General features: G+C 74.6%; 16 protein-coding genes. 10 read left to right on the forward strand and 6 right to left on the reverse strand.

Annotated features, from left to right (window positions below; all coding sequences use genetic code 11):
- Positions 1–319: 319 nt before the first annotated feature.
- Positions 320–1,870 (reverse strand): MFS transporter, encoded by a 1,551-nt coding sequence (locus CFP66_RS13480; protein ID WP_094923571.1) that lies wholly within the window; start codon positions 1,868–1,870, stop codon positions 320–322.
- A 69-nt stretch (positions 1,871–1,939) separates the two neighbouring features.
- On the opposite strand from CFP66_RS13480, the gene CFP66_RS13485 reads away from it, so the two are divergent.
- The gene (locus tag CFP66_RS13485; protein WP_233159392.1) at positions 1,940–2,674 is read left to right on the forward strand and encodes a TetR/AcrR family transcriptional regulator C-terminal domain-containing protein; all 735 of its coding nucleotides are present in this window, start codon (positions 1,940–1,942) and stop codon (positions 2,672–2,674) included.
- Here CFP66_RS13485 and CFP66_RS13490 read toward each other — a convergent pair.
- Positions 2,640–3,506: an isocitrate lyase/phosphoenolpyruvate mutase family protein gene (locus CFP66_RS13490; protein WP_094923575.1), complete on the reverse strand. Its 867-nt coding sequence runs from the start codon at positions 3,504–3,506 to the stop codon at positions 2,640–2,642. The genes CFP66_RS13485 and CFP66_RS13490 overlap by 35 nt on opposite strands.
- A gap of 131 nt (positions 3,507–3,637) precedes the next feature.
- On the opposite strand from CFP66_RS13490, the gene CFP66_RS13495 reads away from it, so the two are divergent.
- Positions 3,638–4,882, forward strand: a complete 1,245-nt coding sequence (locus CFP66_RS13495; RefSeq protein ID WP_094923577.1) for a flavin-dependent oxidoreductase — start codon at positions 3,638–3,640, stop codon at positions 4,880–4,882.
- A 12-nt stretch (positions 4,883–4,894) separates the two neighbouring features.
- Here CFP66_RS13495 and CFP66_RS13500 read toward each other — a convergent pair whose 3' ends face one another.
- Positions 4,895–5,371 carry a cupin domain-containing protein gene (locus tag CFP66_RS13500; protein ID WP_094923579.1) on the reverse strand — a complete coding sequence of 159 codons (477 nt, stop codon included), beginning with the start codon at positions 5,369–5,371 and terminating at the stop codon, positions 4,895–4,897.
- Between the two features lie 39 nt (positions 5,372–5,410).
- A complete protein-coding gene (locus CFP66_RS13505; protein ID WP_094923581.1) occupies positions 5,411–5,776 on the reverse strand; it encodes a hypothetical protein in 366 nt (121 codons plus the stop codon).
- Positions 5,777–5,975: 199 nt separating this feature from the next.
- Between CFP66_RS13505 and CFP66_RS13510 the strand changes: the two genes are divergently transcribed.
- From CFP66_RS13510 to CFP66_RS13530, 5 genes are all read left to right on the forward strand, one after another.
- Positions 5,976–10,055: a trypsin-like peptidase domain-containing protein gene (locus CFP66_RS13510; RefSeq protein WP_158228089.1), complete on the forward strand. Its 4,080-nt coding sequence runs from the start codon at positions 5,976–5,978 to the stop codon at positions 10,053–10,055.
- A gap of 332 nt (positions 10,056–10,387) precedes the next feature.
- A complete protein-coding gene (locus CFP66_RS13515) occupies positions 10,388–10,693 on the forward strand; it encodes a trypco2 family protein (protein WP_094923585.1) in 306 nt (101 codons plus the stop codon).
- 118 nt (positions 10,694–10,811) lie between these two features.
- Positions 10,812–11,123 (forward strand): helix-turn-helix transcriptional regulator, encoded by a 312-nt coding sequence (locus CFP66_RS13520; protein WP_158228090.1) that lies wholly within the window; start codon positions 10,812–10,814, stop codon positions 11,121–11,123.
- Positions 11,124–11,197: 74 nt separating this feature from the next.
- Entirely contained in the window at positions 11,198–12,280 is a 1,083-nt protein-coding gene (locus CFP66_RS13525) for a dienelactone hydrolase family protein (RefSeq protein ID WP_094923589.1), read from the forward strand.
- A gap of 99 nt (positions 12,281–12,379) precedes the next feature.
- Complete coding sequence (locus CFP66_RS13530) at positions 12,380–12,778, forward strand: VOC family protein (protein WP_369805043.1); 399 nt, start codon at positions 12,380–12,382, stop codon at positions 12,776–12,778.
- A gap of 65 nt (positions 12,779–12,843) precedes the next feature.
- Here the strand turns inward: CFP66_RS13530 and CFP66_RS13535 are convergent, their stop codons facing one another.
- Positions 12,844–13,482 (reverse strand): XRE family transcriptional regulator, encoded by a 639-nt coding sequence (locus CFP66_RS13535; RefSeq protein ID WP_094923593.1) that lies wholly within the window; start codon positions 13,480–13,482, stop codon positions 12,844–12,846.
- A gap of 91 nt (positions 13,483–13,573) precedes the next feature.
- On the opposite strand from CFP66_RS13535, the gene CFP66_RS13540 reads away from it, so the two are divergent.
- Complete coding sequence (locus CFP66_RS13540) at positions 13,574–14,515, forward strand: NAD(P)/FAD-dependent oxidoreductase (protein WP_094923595.1); 942 nt, start codon at positions 13,574–13,576, stop codon at positions 14,513–14,515.
- Positions 14,512–15,714 (forward strand): MFS transporter, encoded by a 1,203-nt coding sequence (locus CFP66_RS13545; protein WP_094923597.1) that lies wholly within the window; start codon positions 14,512–14,514, stop codon positions 15,712–15,714. The genes CFP66_RS13540 and CFP66_RS13545 overlap by 4 nt, the downstream gene beginning before the upstream one ends.
- 7 nt (positions 15,715–15,721) lie before the next feature.
- On the opposite strand, the gene CFP66_RS13550 is transcribed toward CFP66_RS13545, so the two are convergent.
- Positions 15,722–16,360 carry a GTP cyclohydrolase II gene (locus CFP66_RS13550; protein ID WP_094923599.1) on the reverse strand — a complete coding sequence of 213 codons (639 nt, stop codon included), beginning with the start codon at positions 16,358–16,360 and terminating at the stop codon, positions 15,722–15,724.
- Positions 16,361–16,408: 48 nt separating this feature from the next.
- Here CFP66_RS13550 and CFP66_RS13555 point away from each other — a divergent pair, with 48 nt between their 5' ends.
- Entirely contained in the window at positions 16,409–17,101 is a 693-nt protein-coding gene (locus tag CFP66_RS13555) for a creatininase family protein (protein ID WP_198961427.1), read from the forward strand.
- Positions 17,102–17,148 lie beyond the last annotated feature (47 nt).

Below are 17,148 nucleotides of genomic sequence, written 5' to 3' on the forward strand. Positions count from 1 at the left end.
TCATGACCCGCGGGGGGTGCGCCAGCCCTCCAGGCGGCCGGCTCCACCGCCGTCCGTCAGCGGCACCTCCCGGCGCAGCAAGAATGTCGACGTCACGCCGAATTGCCAGAACGCATCGCGGAGCCCTCGACCACGATCCGGGTTGTCGAACACCCATCGTTGTCGGCCCGACCGAGTACGGCCGATACTCCGAGTCTTCTGCACCCGCTCACACGTCCCCGGAGCAGCAGCCCTATTTCCTACGACCGAGAGGGAGAGGGCGGCCATCGGGCGAGGGAGCGCCGCCCCGTCCGTCCCCTGGGTGCCGTCGCCACACCGCCTACCCGTCGTCGCCGTCCGAACCCGTGGTCGTGCGTCCGGGTCGCAGCGCAATTCCGGCCACGACCGCCCCCAGCCCGGCACATCCCGCGGCGACGAGCATCGTCGTGCCCTGCGCCGTGACGAACGCCCCCTTCGCGGCCTCGGCGAGGCCGGCGTCGTCGAGCTGTTCCGCGCTGGCCAGCGTGGCGGCGAGCGCGCCGTTCTCCGCTACCGGCGCGACCAGGTGCAACTCGTTCCGGTAGGCACTGGACAGGAATCCACCGAGCGCCGCTACACCCACTGCGATCCCCAATTGCTGGTGGGTGTCGTTCAGCGCCGAGCCCATTCCCGCCCGGTGCCGGGGGACCGCGCCGAGAACGGCGCTCGTGACGGCGGGGCTGGAAAACCCGGTACCGGTCCCGAGCAGTGCGAGCCCGAGCGCGACGGGCAGGAAGCCGTCGTCGCGGTGCAATGCGGCGAGCACGCAGAAACCGGCGGCGACGAGCGCGAACCCGATGACCACGCACCCCCGCACCCCGATACGCGCGGGCGCCCTGCCGCCGAGGGTCGATCCGGCGACCACGCCCACGGCCAACGGTGCCAGTCCGGCGCCGGCCTGGACCGCGGTGAGACCGAGCACCAGCTGCAGGTGCTGGGTGAGGACGAACAGCGCGCTCCCGGTGCCGAGCGTCAGCAGCGCGGCCGCGGCACTCGCTCCGGCGAACACGCGGTTGCGGTAGAGCCCGAGGTCCACCATCGGCGCCGGGGCGCGCCGCTGCCGGACCGCGAACCAGCAGAGCCCGATCGCGGCCGCGCCGAGACCCAGCGCGACGAGCGGATCGGCCGGGCCCGACTCGCCGAGCACGACGACGGCGAGCACCAGGCCGCTCATGCCTCCCGTCACCAGCACCGCGGACACGAGGTCGACGCGCGGCGCGTCCGGGTCCGAGGACTCGGGCACCAGCCACGCCGTCGCCGCCAACGCGAACACGGCGAGCGGCACGTTGATCCAGAACACCCCGGCCCACGACCACACCTCGACGAGGAACCCACCCAGCACCGGGCCCGCCGCCATCGCCACGGCGGCGACGCCCGCCCAGGCGGCGAACGCCCGCGGCCGCTCGTCGTCCGGGAAGACCTGCACCAGGATCGCCAGCGTCGCCGGCATCACCAGGGCGGCGCCGACGCCCATGACGGCACGCCCGACGACGAGCCCGGCCGGCGAGCCGGCCAGCGCAGCGCCCGTGGACGCCATCGCGAAGACCGCCAACCCGACGAGCACGGTGCGGCGCCGTCCCAGGCGGTCGGCCGCGACACCGGAGACGACCAGCAGCCCGGCGAACACGACGACGTAGGCGTCCACGACCGCCTGGAGCGCCGCCGTTCCCGCGCCGAGCTCGTCGGCGATGGCCGGCAACGCGACGGACAGGACGGTGTTGTCCACCACGATGATCAACAGCGCCACGCAGACCGCCACGAGGATCAGCCACCGGCGCGGGTGGCCGTCCGTCCCCTCCTGCGTGGGCGGGCGCTCGCCCGCAACGCCCCGATGCTCGTCAGGCTCACCCATCTCCGACCTCTCGCCGCTCCGTTGGTCCTCCGCTGTAGGACCATAAACCAAGGTCCTACAGTGGAGGACGTGAGCCCGAAGAAGGCCGATACCGCGCCTCCGATGCCCGGCGCGGTGTGGCTGCGCGAGCGCCCGCCCCGACGCGGGGACCGAGGCCTCACCCGGGGGGCGATCGCGACCGAGACGGTCCGGCTGCTGGACCGCGCCGGACCCGCGGGCCTGAGCATGCGGGCGCTGGCCGACGCCCTCGGGGTGCACGCCACCACGCTCTACTGGCACGTCGCCGCCCGCGACGACCTGCTCGACCTCGCTCTCGACGCGGTGTTCGCGGAGATCCCGTTGCCGGCCGCCCACGCGGACGACTGGGGCGACGACGTGCGCCACTTCATGACCGCGCTGCGGCACGCGCTCCTGCGCCACCCGTGGTCCGGGGCGCTCGCCGGCAGCCGCCCGCTGCTCGGACCGGAAGCGCTCGCCCGCTCGGAGTTCGTGTACGCCGCGCTGAGCGGCGCGGGATTCTCCGGGAACGCGCTCGCGGCGTCCGCGGCGGCGATCAGCAACCTGGTCATCGGCAGTGTCGCGGCGGAGTCCGCATGGCACCACGACGCCGAGGCGACCGCGCGCGTGGCGATGCACCAGCACCTGGAGCAGCGCGCGGAGCGCTATCCCACCTTGGCGGGGCTGCAGCTCGAGGGCGGGCGGTGGGACGAGCTGTTCGCCGACGCCGCCGAGACCTTCCTGCTCGGGCTGCGCTGCCGGGCCGGCGAGATCACGGCTCCGGGGCCGCGAGCAGCACCGCGTTGAGATCCGCGTAGTCGATCCCGCCGGTGAGCGACGCATAGCTTCCCGTGGTCAGCAGCTCCTCCGCGGCCAACCGCGCCCGGGCGTAGGCGGCCTGGGCGATCCCCATCCCGACGCTGATCCGTCGCACCCCGGTCGCGGCGAGCTGTGCGACGGACGGGGCACCGGGACCCGCCATCACGTTGAGCGGCACGGACAGCTCCGCCGCCAGCTCGCGCAGCGCATCCGCGGCGACCAGGCCCGGCACGAACACGCCGTCCGCCCCGGCGTCGACGTAGGCCTGCGCCCGGGCCGTGGTCTCCCGGAGCCGGCCGGCGGGGTCACCGACCTGGAGCAGGTAGGTGTCGATGCGGGCGTTGACGAACAGCGGCACCCGGGCTGCGTCGGCGACGGCCCGCACCGTGGCGATCCGGGCGGCCTGTGCACCGGTGTCCCGCAGCGGGGACACGCCGGAGTCCTCGATGTTGATCCCGACGGCACCGGCGGCGATGACCGCCTCGGCCGTCCGGACGAGCGCCGAGGAGGTCTCCCCGTAGCCGGTCTCGATGTCGGCCGTGACCGGGACGCCGACAGCGGCGACGATGCGGCGGACGGCGTCCACCGCGAGGTCACGGCCGAGCTGGTTCCCGTCGGCGCGGCCCAGGGACCAGGACACCCCGGCGCTCGTCGTGGCGATCGCGGCAGCCCCTGCGTCCTCGATCAGGCGAGCGGAGGCGACGTCCCACGCGTTGGGCAGGACGAGGACGGCGTCGCGGTGCAGCCGGCGGAACAGTTCGGCGCGCTCCTGCTGGGTGGCACGGGGTGTGGATCGAGATGTGGACGTGGTGGTGGACATGCCCCGATGTCAGCACCGCAGGTCGCGTCCGGGCTGGCGGGTTCCGGACCACACCGTGCGCATGCAGGTCGACCTGGTGCGATCCGCCGGCTTCGGCCATTGTGGTGGGCCGGAACCATCGGGGGATCGCCATGAAGGTCGTGATCATCGGCGCCGGGATCGGCGGGCTCACCACCGCGCTCCGGCTGCACGAGGCGGGCATCGACTGCACGGTGCACGAGCAGAGCACGCAGATCCGCGAGCTGGGCGTCGGGCTCAACCTGCTGCCGCACGCGGTTCGCGAGCTGGCGGAGCTCGGCCTGCTCGACAGGCTGAGCTCCGCGGCCATCCGCACGAAGGAACTGCTCTACCTGCACCGGCTGGGGCCCGAGATCCTGGCCAAGCCGTGTGGTGTCGATGCGGGTTTCGCGCTGCCTCAGCTCGCCTTCCACCGCGGCCGCCTGCAAGGGGTGCTGCTCGCGGCGGTGCGGGAGCGGCTCGGGCCCGACGCCGTGCGCACCGGACACCGCCTCGTCGGATTCGACCAGGACGCGGACGTCGTGCGGGCCCGTTTCGCCGACCGGCACGGCGACCCGCTGGGCGAGGTGCGCGGTGACGTGCTCGTCGCCGCCGACGGGATCCACTCCACGGTGCGCGCCACGATGTTCCCGGACGAGGGCGCGCCCCGCTGGAACGGCGTGATGATGTGGCGCGGGGCGACGGACTGGCCCGAGTACCTCACCGGTCGCTCGATGATCATCGCAGGCGGCACGGCCGCGAAACTGGTGATCTACCCGATCGCGCAGGGGCGCGAGCCGGGCACCAAGCTGACGAACTGGGCGGTCTGCATCCTGACCGGCACGCCCGGCGATCCGCCACCCGAGCGCCAGGACTGGTCGCGGCGCGCTGATCTGACCGACGTGGAACCGCACCTCGGCCGCTTCCGGGTGCCGCACCTCGACCACGCCGCGCTGGTGCGGGCCACGCCCGAGTTCTTCGAGTTCCCGATGTGCGACCGCGACCCGCTGCCGCACTGGACGCGTGGACGCGTCACCCTGCTCGGGGACGCCGCGCACCCGATGTACCCGATGGGCTCCAACGGCGCCGGCCAGGCGATCCTCGACGCCACCAGCATCGGGCGCCACCTCACCGCCCACGCCGAGCCGGCCGTGGCGCTGCGGGCCTACGAGGACGAGCGGCTGCCGGCCACCGCCGAGGTGGTCCTGCGCAACCGGGTCGGTGGACCCGAAGGCGTGATCGACGAGGTGGAACGCCGCGCGCCCGACGGCTTCGACCGGCTGGAGGACGTGATCGACGCCGCCGAGCTCGACGCCGTGGTCAACGGCTACGCCCGGGCTGCCGGGGCGGACCGGAGCCAGGTGAACCGGGCGCGCTGACCCCGCGGGCGGTCAGGCGCCCTCGACCGCGCCGGGCGGCAGGAAGTCGACGTCGTGCAGCGCCGAGCGGCGCACGACCTCCTCGGGGTCGGTGAGGTCGTGCAGCTGGTCGAACAGCGCCGCGAGCCGCCCGGCCGGGCTCACCCAGAACAGCCCGCGCGTCGGCGCGTCGCTGCGGTTGTAGTAGGCGTGCGGGAGGTTGCGCGGCATGCGGACGGTGTCGCCGGGCCCCGCGGTCGTCCACTCCCCGTCCAGGTACAGGGTGAACACCCCTTCGACGACGTAGATGTGCTCGTCCTGGGTGGGGTGCACGTGCGGCGGCACGCCGGTGCCGGGTGGATCGTAGGTCTCGAAGGCGAAGCTGGAATCGCTCGCCGCCTTCATCGTGTAGGTGTGGCCGAGCACGTTCCACACCTTCTTGCGCATGCCCTCCTGCGCCAGGGTGATGCCCTTGGGCAGCGGGCCGAGCACGATCTCGTCGCCGGTCATCGGCCGATGATGCACTGCACCCGCAGCGGATGCGAGACCTCAGGTGCGCCCGCGGTCCCGGGCGGGGCGGGTGTGCAGGAGTGCGGACACCCGCTGCCGGGTGACCCGGAACATCTCCGCGATCCGCGTGATGCTGATGTCCTCGCGCTGCAGCGCGAGGGCTTCCTCCCGGCGGAACCGGCTCCCCAGATCGCCCAGCTCGTCCAGCACTCCGGTGACGGTCTCGATGACCAGCGGCGGTTTCTCGGACGAGACGATCTGGAACCAGGAGCGGCCCCGACGGCGCTGCGCGATCAGGTCGTCGGCGCGCTCGGCCGCGGCGCCGAGATCGGCCACCGTGCGGTCGAGCGCACGTCTCAGTTCGAGGAGTGCCCGGATCGCGGCATCGTCGGCCTCTCGTTCCATCGCCTTCCCCCGTCTTCCCCGCCACTCGTCGTTCGTCGCTCGGTGTTGTCGTCCGCCGTTGTCGAAGGTCAATCATGAACCGGCGCAAATAGGGCGAGGAGGATAGGGCGCCCTATCTGCGGCCCGCGCCGCGTGCCATGAACTCCCGGTAAGCGGTAGGTTGCCCAGCGTCCCGAGGTCCAGTGCGGAGGAGCCAGTCGTGGACGGCGATCCCGACGACCCCGTGATCGCGCTCGACCCGCACCGGCTGGCCGAGGTGATCGTCGCCCTGCCCGGCGGCGGCGCGCGCCGCGGCTCCGGCTACCGGGTGGGCCCCACGGCCGTGCTCACGGCGGCGCACGTCGTCGCCGAGGCGTCCCGGGTCCTGGTGCGCTTCGACGCCGACACCCCCGGCGAGTGGTGTCTCGAGGCCTCCGACGTGGTGGCCGACGACGCGAGCGACATCGCCGTCCTCGCCGTTCCCGCCCCGCCGGGCACCCCGGAGGTCCGCAGCTGCACCTTCGGCCGCACCGGTCTCGCCACCGAGCGGCTCGCCGTGCAGGCCGTCGGGTTCCCCCGGTTCAAGCTGAACGCCTACTCCGGGCACCCGTCGGACGGCTCGTACCGCGACTCGCACCAGGCCATCGGCTCCGTGGCGCCGCTGTCCAACCGGCGCTCCGGCACGTTCGAGGTGAGCGTCCCGCCGCCCGGGCGCGATCCGGATCCGCGCACGTCCCCCTGGGAGGGCATGTCCGGGGCCGCGTTGTGGGCGGGTGACCGGATCATCGGCGTGCTCACCGAGCACCACCGCGGCGACGGGCTCGGCAGGCTGGTCGCCACCCGGATCACCCGCCTCGGCGCCGACGCCCGTCCCGGCAGTGCCGCGGAGCGGGTGCGCACCGCACTCGGGCTGCCCGCGCTCGCCGACGAGCTCCCCGCCGTCGACGCGCCGGGCAGGACGAGCGTGGCCGCCTACCGGCACCAGGTCCTCGACGTGGCGCCCGACCCGCTGCTCGGCCGCGACGCGGAGCTCGCGGAGCTGGCGGAGTTCGCGCGCGGCGACGAGCCCTACGGCTGGTGGCAGGGCGAGCCGTGGTCGGGCAAGACGGCGCTCGCCACGTGGTTCGCCCTGCACCCGCCGCCGGGGATCGCCGTCGTGCCGTTCCTCGTCGCTGCCGGGCTGACCGGGCAGTCCGACAGCGACGCGTTCCTCGAGGCCGTGTCCGAGCAGCTCGCCGCCCTCGCGCGGCGCCCGGCGGGCGCGCCTGCCACCACCGCGGCCCGTCGCCGCGACCTGCTGGCCCTGCTCGACGACGCCGCCGCCCGGTGCCGGGAGACCGGCCGCCGGCTCGTCCTGCTCGTCGACGGCCTGGACGAGGACACCGGCCCGGCCGGCCGCACCGCGAGCATCGCGTCCCTGCTGCCCAGGCGCCCGCCCGAGGGAACCGTCGTGCTGGTCACCAGCAGGCCGCACCGGCCGCTGCCGTCCGACGTGCCCGCCGGCCACCCGCTGCACCGTTGCGCCCCCCGGTGGCTCCCGCCCTCGACGCACGCGCGGGACGGCGAGGCATTCGCGCGACAGGAGCTGGCCGAGCGGCTGCGGGAGGGCCCGTTGCACGAGGAGCTGCTGGGCCTGATCACCGCATCCGGCGGCGGCCTCGGTCGCGACGACCTCGCGGCGCTCACCGGAACCTCGCCGTTCGCGGTGCAGGACCTGCTCGCGGGCGCGTTCGGTCGCAGCACCGCCACCCGGGCACGGCAGCTGACCGGAGGCGTCCCGGCTCGCGGCTACGTGCTCGCCCACCGCACCCTGCAGGAGATCGCCGAGCGCGAGTTCGGGGCCGCCCGGCTGGCGCAGCTGCGCGACCGGCTGCACGGGTGGGCCGGCTCCTACCGCTCCCGCGGGTGGCCCGCCGACACCCCGGTGTACCTGCTGCGCGACTACCAACGCGTGCTCGCGATGGCCGGCGACCGGGAACGGCTCACCGCCCTCGCCACCGACGAGCGGCGCCACGACCGGATGCTCGAAGCCACCGGTGGCGACGCCCTCGCGCTCGACGAGATCGCGCTGGCCCGGCCGGCCGACGAGCGCCGTCCCGACCTGACGGCGGCCGTGCGGCTGGCCGTGCGGCGCGAGGAGCTCACCGGACGCAACCGGCAGACACCCGTGCGCCTGCCCGCGGTCTGGGCGGCACTGGGCCGCCTGCCGCGCGCCGAGGCGTTGGCGCGCGGGATCCCCCAGCGTGGCCGGCGCACCGGCGCGTTCGCCGCCGCCGCGCTCGCCGCGGCGCGCGCCGGGCGCCTGGACGACGCCGAGGTGCTCGCGGCATCGGTGACCGATCCCGACCGGCGCGACGCCCTGCTCGCCGCCGCGGCGGGGGCCGCCGCGGAGCACGACCCCGACCGCGCCGAGCGGTGGGCGCGAGCGCGCACCCCGCAGCGCCGTGACGCGGCGCTGGCCCGGGTCGCCGCCACGTCCGCCGAACGGGACCGGGAGCGGGCTGCGGCGATCGTCGCCGAGATCGCCGCCACCGCCGCCGGGCCGAGTGCGCGGACCGCCGTCGCCGTCGCCGCCGTCGCGGTGGGTGCGTCCGACCTCGCCCGATCGCTCGTCGCGGGCGTCACCTCGGCGCGGCAGCGGACCCGGGCGCGGATCGAGCTGGCCGTCGCCCTCGCGACGGCAGGCGTCGCCGCGACGGCGAAGGAGATCGCCGACACCATCCGGCCCCCCGGAGCGCGACTTCCGGTGCTTGCCGCGCTCGTGCGGGCCGGCCCGGTGCCCGGTGTCGACGGACGGCTGCTCGCGGAGTTGCAGGAGACCGCCCGCGCCGCGAGCCATCGAGGTGCGGCCGTGGGCGAGCTGCTCGGCCTCGCCGTCACGATGGCGGACCGCGGCGACGGCCCCGCCGCGGACGGCCTGCTCGCCGAGGCCGGCGGCCTCGTCGCCGGCATCGCCGATGACGACCGCCGGGAGTGGGCGCTCGCGCGGCTCGCCGTCGCGCACGCCGCGACCGGGGACGTCGACCGCGCGGAGGCGGTGCTGGACCGGCTCGGCGACCCCGAGCGCCGGGCAGGCGCGCTCACCGAGATGGCTGTGGAGGCCGTGCGCCGCGGCGCGCCGGAGCGTGCGGAGTCCCTCATTCGACGCGTGCCGGATGCCGGTCGCCGGATGCACGCACTCACCGACCTCGCCGCCGCGTTCGCCGACCACGGCGACGCGGAGCGTGCTGCGGCGGTCGCGTCCGAGGTCGAGCGCATCGCGCGCGCCACGGGCGACCCGCGCCGCCTCGCGGTGCTGGCGGCCCGGGTCGTCGACGGCCTGATCGCCACGGAGGACCTGCCGACGGCGCGGTCGGTGGCCGAGGGGATCGCCGACGCGACCACGCGCGGCTCGGCACTGAGCCGGGTGGCCGAGGCCCTCGCCAGGGCCGGCGACGTGGCCGGTGCGCTGGACCTCGCGCGTTCCCTCGATGATCCGGAGCGCCGCGCCTGGGTGCTGGTGGCGATCAGCGAGTCGCACGCGGTCAGCGGCGGCCCTGCGGTGACGGTGGAGGCCGTCCGGGGCACCGCCGACGCCGTCGAGCAGCATTTCGGCGACGCCTACTCGCAGGTCGTGGCCCTGCTGCGGCTGGCGGAGGCGGCACGCGGGGTGGGCGCGGACGACCCGGCCGACCAGCTCGCGGCGCGGGCGCGAGACGCCGCGGAGGATGTCGCGGACCCGGGCCAACGGGCGCGCGCACACACCCGGCTCTCCCTCGCCTGCGAGGCCGCGGGGGACGCCGACGGCGCGGCCCACCACGGACAGGTGGCCGCGACCGCGCTCGCGGCGATCGAGGACCGGCCCCGCCGGGACCGCGCCCTGACCCGGGTGGCCGAGGCCCTCGCCGCGGCCGGCTGCACCGGCCGCGCCGAGGAGACCGCGGCCGCGATCGCCGGGCCCCAGGGCCGGGTGCGGGCGCTCTCCGCGATCGCGGCGTCCGGGGTGGCCCCGGAGCGCGCATGGATCCTGCTGAGCCGGGCCGAGGCGCTGCTCGACGACGTCGACGACGCCGGCGAGCGGGCCGCCGCCACCGCCCGCCTCGTGGACGCCGCGACCACCGTCCTCACCGCGGCCGGCGGGCGCGTCGACGACCCGGCCGACCCGCACGGGAGCTGGCTCGCCCGGCGGGTGGCGGCGCTGCTCGGCGGCGACGGGTGGCTCGAGGCCGTCCTCGCCGTCGCCCGCCTGGACCCGGGCGGCTTCGCCGTGCTCGTGCACCGCATCGCCCGCCCGGACAAGGCGATCCTGGGAAAGAATTAAGGCAGGGGTGCGAGATATCGGCGCTCGACATCGATAGAGTGATCGATATCAGGGAACCGAACCGACGACCGAGAGGAGAAACGTCGTGAGTTGCACAGTGAACGTCAAGTGGCTGGTCGCACCCCGGACGGCGCTCGCTCCGGTGGCCGGAGATCTCCGCCGTGCTGTCCGGAGTCAGCCGCTCTTGCGGCCGAACGCACCGACCACGCACGCGGATGGGTTCTCGGCTGTGAAAGGCAGTTCGCCATCCAGATATCCGGTCGTGCGGCCCGGCCGCGGCTACGCGGTAGCCGGCTGCGCGTCCCGACTCCGCTGACCACGAGGAGCAACGGATGGCACTGGCGCTCGCGGAGGTCATCGCACAGCTGCGCGCCGAACTCGCCGAGGCGGTGCGCGCGGGCGAGGGCGAGGATCTCCAGTTCGAGCTCGGCCCGGTAGAGCTCGAGCTCACCGTGGGTGTCGAGAAGGCGGCCACCCCCGGCGCCAAGGTCAGGTTCTGGGTGCTCGAGCTCGGTGCCGACACGAAGCTGGCTTCCACCTCCACCCAGCGGATCACGCTCACGCTCGACCCGCGTCACGCCGCTCAGCCCGGACGCAGGCCGACGATATCCGGCCCCGACGCGCCGCACGAGCGGTAGAGCGACCACACCCGGCCCCCTTCCGACCGTCTTAAGAGAGTGTCAGGAATCGTGGCCCGAACCCGATCCCGCCGTCATGCTGCGATGCGGCGGAGGAACGGGTCGAAGGGGTGCGACGATGCAGCGCAACGGCACTGACGAGCGTGCGACACACGCTGTCGACGGGATCTTCTTCGCGCTCTCGGACCCCCCCAGGCGGGTGCTGCTCGACCGGCTCCACGCACGCGACGGCCAGCGGCTGCACGAGCTCTGCACCGACTTCGACATCTCCCGCCAGGCGATCAGCAAGCATCTCGCCGTACTGGCCGACGCCGGGCTCGTCGTCGTCCGGCGCGGGGAGCGCGGGGCACCTGTGCACCACGTCAACCGCGCGCTCGTGCGGCAGGTCCACCACCAGTGGATGGAGAAGTACCTCCCCACCGGTTCATGACCGCTCCCCGATCGCCTGCGCGCGGGTCGGAGACGATGGTGGTTCGCGCACCGAGATCGGGAGGTATCGCCCGCATGGACCAGCCCCTCCGGGACCTGGGGCCCTTCAGCGACTGGGCCCCGCACGCCGTGGCGCAGGGGAAGCTGTTCCCCCCACCCGACGCGCCCGGCCCGACCGGCGCGGAGGTGCGCGCCCTCATCGGCTCCACCACCGACGGCGAGCCGCTCGCCCCCGAGCGGGGCAGGCGCTGGACGCGGGACGGGGTGGACGGCGAGGAGGTGTCCTGGTCGGTCGGCTTCGGGCCGCGCACCCGCGCCTGGCTGCTGCGCCCGGCCGGGGAGACCACGCCGCTGCCCGGGGTGGTCGCGCTGCACAGCCACGACGGGTTCACCTACTACGGCAAGGAGAAGGTGGCCGACGGCCCCGACCCCGCTCCGGCCGCCGCCCGGGAGCTGCGCGAGCGGTCCTACGGGGGCACCGCCTTCGCAGGCGAGCTCGCCCGCCGCGGGTTCGCCGTCCTCGCCCACGACGTCTTCCGGTGGGGCAGCCGCAAGTTCCCGCCGGAGCTGGTGGGCTCCGCGGACGAGCCGGAGGCGTACAACAACGCCGCACGGACGCACGAGCACGCCGTCGCGAAGTACTGCACCGTCCTGGGCACCTCGCTCGCCGGTGTCGTCGCCCGTGAGGACCGCCTCGCCGTGCGCTACCTGCGCTCGCGCACCGACGTCGCCAGCGGGCCGATCGGCTGCATCGGGCTGTCCGGCGGGGGGTGCCGCGCGGCGCTGCTGCACGCCACCTGCGACGACGTGGCGGCGGCGGGGGTCGTCGGGATGATGTCGACCTACCCGGGTCTGCTCGACGCGCACGTCGCCCGGCACACGTGGATGTTCTTCCCACCGGGACTGGCCGCCCGGGGCGACTGGCCCGATGTCGCGGCCGCGCGGGCGCCGGCACCGCTGCTGGTGCAGTACAAGCGCCACGACCACCTGTTCGCCCTGCCCGGGATGATCGCGGCCCACGAACGCCTGAGCACCCGCTACCGGCAGGCGGGCGCGCCGGAGGCCTACGTCGGGGAGTTCTCCGACGGTCCGCACGAGTTCAGCCGCGCGATGCAGGCCTCCGCGTTCGCACACCTCGAGCGCTGGCTGCGCGGCTGAGGACGGGCGGACCGTGTGTCGCGGGTACCCGCGGGCCCGGGGTCTGCGGGAGGCTCGCTGCCGACCCGATCGACCCGAAGCTGGAGGACCCCTGTGAAGATGCTGCTCGAACTCGTCCCCGTCCCGGTCACCGACGTCGACCGCGCCAAGGCCTTCTACGAGAGCGCGGGCTTCGGTGTCGACGTGGACGTGCAGCCCGCCGAGGGCGTCCGGATCGTGCAGCTCTCCCCGCCCGGCTCGGCCTGCTCGATCCTGCTCTCCACCGGCCTGCCCGCGCTCGCCGACATGGCCCCGGGTTCGGTGAAGGGCCTGCACCTCGTGGTCGGCGACGCCGTCGAGGCTCGAGCCGAGCTGGCCCGCCGCGGTGTGCCGGTCGGCGAGATCGACGAGCACGACCAGGGCATGAAGTACGTGCCGTTCGCCGACCCGGACGGGAACACCTGGGTGCTGCAGGAGATGCCGTGGCGGGCCGGTGACTTCGCGGCCCAGCAGCGGTAGATCGTGCTGGGCGCCGCGTGATCGATCCGCTGTTCGCGGGTGATCGGAACACCAGCGCTGTTCGATCAGGCCTGGGGAACCCTGGTGTCCCGTTCACCCGCGGACCGTCGTGGCGGGTTGGGGGCCGCTGCCGGTCTCGCCCTGATGTGCGCCCGTTCGCCCTGCCCACCGAAGAGGCTGAGCACCTCGACGCTGCCACGCCCGGTCGAGCCGAACCAGTGCGGGTGCTGGGTGTCGAACTCGGCGACCTCTCCCGGCGCGAGGACCAGGTCGTAGTCACCCAGGATGAGCCGTAGCCGTCCGCTGAGCACGTAGAGCCACTCGTACCCGGTGTGGGTGCGCGTGAACGGTTCGGACTCGCTCGCGGGGATCGTCAGCTTGTACGCCTTGGGCTCGCCCTGCGTCCGCGACAGCGCGACGATGACGCGCCCCTCCGTCCGCCTCGGTTCCTGCGGCATCCTCGGGTCGAGGATGCGCGGGGCGGCGACGATCTCGTCGAGCGGCACCGCAAGGGCGGCGGCGACCGGCAGCAGCAGCTCCAGGCTCGGCTTGCGCTGCCCCGACTCGAGCCGCGACAGGGTGCTCTTGGAGATCCCGGTCGTGCGGCTGAGCTCGGCGAGCGAGAGGTCCTTCTGCTCCCGGATCCGGCGCATGCGGTGCCCGATCCGGCTGAGGGTCGCGTCGATCGCGGGATGGGACGGCATCGGCCCACTCCAGCAGACCGTTCCGCTTTCGGCAACGGAAGTTGCCGCTGCCGGGACGAGGGCGCGATGTTCTGCGGCGGAGGTGGCAGTGATGGAGAACCATCGAGATGTCGTGATCATCGGAGCCGGTGCGGCCGGCCTGACCGCGGGGATCGTTCTGGCTCGTGCCCGGGCCGACGTGCTGGTCGTCGACGGCGGCAGCCCCCGGAACGCGGCGGCCGCGCACATGCACGGGTTCGTCTCCCGCGACGGGGTGGACCCCGCGGAGTTCCTCGCGACCGGCCGGGAGGAGGTCGCCCGCTACGGCGGCGAGCTGGTCCGGGCGCGTGTCGTCGACGCGCGCCGGGGCAGCGGCGGTGACGGGTTCGCGCTCACCCTGTACGCCGGGACGGTGGTGCGCACGCGCGCGGTGCTCGTCGCCACGGGGCTGACCGACGAGCTGCCCGGCATCCCCGGGGCCCGCGAGCTGTGGGGGTCGGCGGTGCACCACTGCCCGCACTGCCACGGGTACGAGGTCCGCGACCGGGAGCTCGTCGTCATCGGCGGCGCCGTACCACCGATGACGCTGCACCAGTCGGCGTTGCTGCGCCGCTACAGCGAGCGCGTGACGCTGTGCCCCGACGGCATGGACGTCTCGCAGGCCGACCGCCGCCGGCTGCTCGCGTTCGGCGTCCGCATCGCCGACGGCGCCGTCTCCCGCCTCGTCGGCGGAGACGGCGTCGTGACCGCCGTCGAGTTCGCCGACGGCCGCGTGCAGCCCTGCGATGCGGTGTTCGTCGCTCCGCTGCCGCGTCCGAACGACGCGGTCCTGCGGTCGCTCGGTTGCGAGCCCGACCCCGCCACGGGATGGGTGGCGGTCGACGCCGCCGGGGCGACCGACGTGCCCGGCGTCCGGGCGGCCGGCAACGTCGTGAACCCCCGTGCGCAGGTCGTCACCGCGGCCGGTGAGGCGTCTGCTGCCGCCATCGGGTTGACGTCCTGGCTCCTGGACCAGGACCTCGATGCCGCTGTGGAGCGGGGTGCGGCGCGATGAACGTCGACACCGCCGCGGCGCCCTCCGGCGCGCGTGGCCGGCTGCCGCTCGGGGTGTACCTGCTGGCCTTCAGCCTCTTCGCCATGGGCAGCGCCGAGTTCCTCCTCGCCGGCGTCCTTCCCGCGGTCGCCACCGACATCCAGGTCGACCTGGCCACCGCAGGTGGGCTGATCAGCGCGTTCGCCGTCGGGGTCGTCATCGGCGGGCCGCCGTTCGCGGTGATCAGCCTCGGGTGGCCGCGTCGCACGGCGCTCGTGGTGACCCAGCTGCTCTTCGCGGCCTGCATCGCCACCGGCGTGGTCATCGGCAGCTACCCCGCCCTCCTGGTCACCCGTTTCGCCGCGGGGCTGGCCTACGCGGGGTTCTTCGCCGTGGCAGCCGTCACCGCCGTGAGCCTGGTCCCCGCCGACCGGGCCGCGCGCGCATCCGGCGTGGTCGTCAGCGGCCTCGGCCTGGCCATGGTCCTCGGCGGCCCCGCAGGGACGCTGACCGGCTACCGCGCCGGGTGGGAAGGCGGTTTCTGGCTCGTGGTCGCCCTCACCGTGGTCGCTGCCGCCGCCGTGTCGGTCGCGCTGCCCCCGACGACCGGTGGGCGCGCTCCGAGCATCGGGCGCGAGCTCGCGGCCATGCGGCGGTCGAACCTGTGGCTCGTGTACGCCGCCACGCTGTTGAGCACGGCGGCCTACATGATCACGTTCAACTACCTGGCCGAGCTCCTGACCCGCGTCACGCGGATCCCGCAGGTGTGGATCGCGTTCGTCCTCGTGCTGTTCGGCGTCGGTGCGTACCTCGGTCTGGCGGTGGGCGGCCGCATCGCCGACAGGCGTCCCCACCTCGCCATGGTCGGGGGCTCGGCCGGCATCGCCGTCTGCTCGGTGCTGATCGCGGTCCTCGCCGAGCACGCCCTCGCCGTCGTCCCGCTCGTCCTGCTCCTCGGCGTGGCCGGGTTCGTGCTCAACCCCGCCGTCTACGGCCGGGTGTTCCGCATCGCCGCCGACGCGCCCACGCTCGCCGGGGCGACCACGGTGTCCGCCTTCCAGCTCGGCATCGGCCTCGTCCCCCTGATGGCCGCCGTACCGCTGCACGCCGGTGCGCCCGTCACCACCCTCGCCTGGATCGGCGCCGGCCTGGCGGCGGTCACGATCCCGGTCGTCCTCGCCGAGCGGGCCACCGCCGCACGCTCGGAGGCGGCGGGATGAGGCCGCGCTACCGCAGGCCGCGCACGGAGTCCAGGTGCGGCAGGTCGTGGCCGAGCCGGTCGCGCTTGGCCGTCAGGTACCGGACGTTGTGCTCGTCGACCGGTTCCAGCAGCGGGACGCGTCCGGTCACGGCGACCCCGTGCCCGGTCAGCCCGCGCACCTTGTCCGCGCTGTTGGACAGCAGCCGGACCGACGCGACGCCGAGGTGGCGCAGGACGCGCGCAGCCGGGCCGAAGTCGCGCACGTCCACGGGCAGGCCCAGTGCCGTGGCCGAGTCGACGGTGTCGAGCCCCTGCTCGTCCTGCAGCACGTGGGTGCGGATCTTGGCGACGAGCCCGATCCCGCGCCCCTCGTGCCCGCGCAGGTACACGAGCACGCCGCAGCCCTCCTCCACGATCGCGTCGAGCGCCGACCGCAGCTGGGCCCCGCACTCGCAGCGCAACGCCCCGAACAGGTCGCCGGTCAGGCACTCGGAGTGCACGCGGACCAGCACCTCCTCGCGCCCCCGCGGGTCGCCGCGGACGAGGGCGAGGTGCTCGTGCCCGTCCACCGGGTCCCGGAACGCCACCGCCCGGAACGGCCCGTACCGCGTCACCAGCTCCGACTCGGCGACGTCGTCCAGCCCGCCGTCGTACATGTCCTGCATCCCGTTCCCCTCTCGTCCCCGGCGCCGAACCGTGGGAAGGTCCCGGTGATGGACCTCCTCCCGGCCGACACCACGCTCGACGAGCGCGAGCGTGGCGCCACCGTCGCGCTGCTGCCGATCGGCAGCGTCGAGCAGCACGGTCCGCACCTGCCGCTCACGACCGACACCCTCGTCGCGTGCACGCTCGCGGTCGAGCTCGCCGCTGCGTACGTCGTCCGCAGGCTGCCTCCTGTGACCATCTCCTGCTCGCACGAGCACGCGGCCTGGCCCGGCACGGTCAGCATCTCGGCCACCACGCTCGCCGCGGTCGTGCGCGACGTCGCCGCATCGGTGCACCGGGCAGGTGCCACCTCGCTGGTGCTCGTCAACGGGCACGGCGGCAACTACGTGCTCGGCAACGTCGTGCAGGAGGCGAGCCTCGGGCCGCTGCGAATGGCGCTGTTCCCCGGCGAGCCCGACTGGGACGACGCCCGCGCCGAGGCCGGGCTGGTCACATCCGGCCTCTCGGACATGCACGCGGGCGAGCTGGAGACCTCGATCCTGTTGCACGCTCATCCTCACCTGGTCAGGCCGGGATTCGCACGAGCCGACGAGCTGGCCGACGACCGCAGGCACATGCTGAGCCGCGGGTTGCAGGCGTACACGGAGTCGGGTGTGGTGGGCCGACCGTCGCTGGCGTCGCCGGAGAAGGGGCGCGCCGTGCTCGCGAGCCTGGTGCGCGCGTTCGCCGGCTACCTGTGAAGCGCCGGGAGGCCAGGCGCAGGAGCAGTACCGCAGCGCCGGGTGAG

Source organism: Pseudonocardia sp. MH-G8 (genome assembly GCF_002262885.1).
Lineage (GTDB): Bacteria > Actinomycetota > Actinomycetes > Mycobacteriales > Pseudonocardiaceae > Pseudonocardia.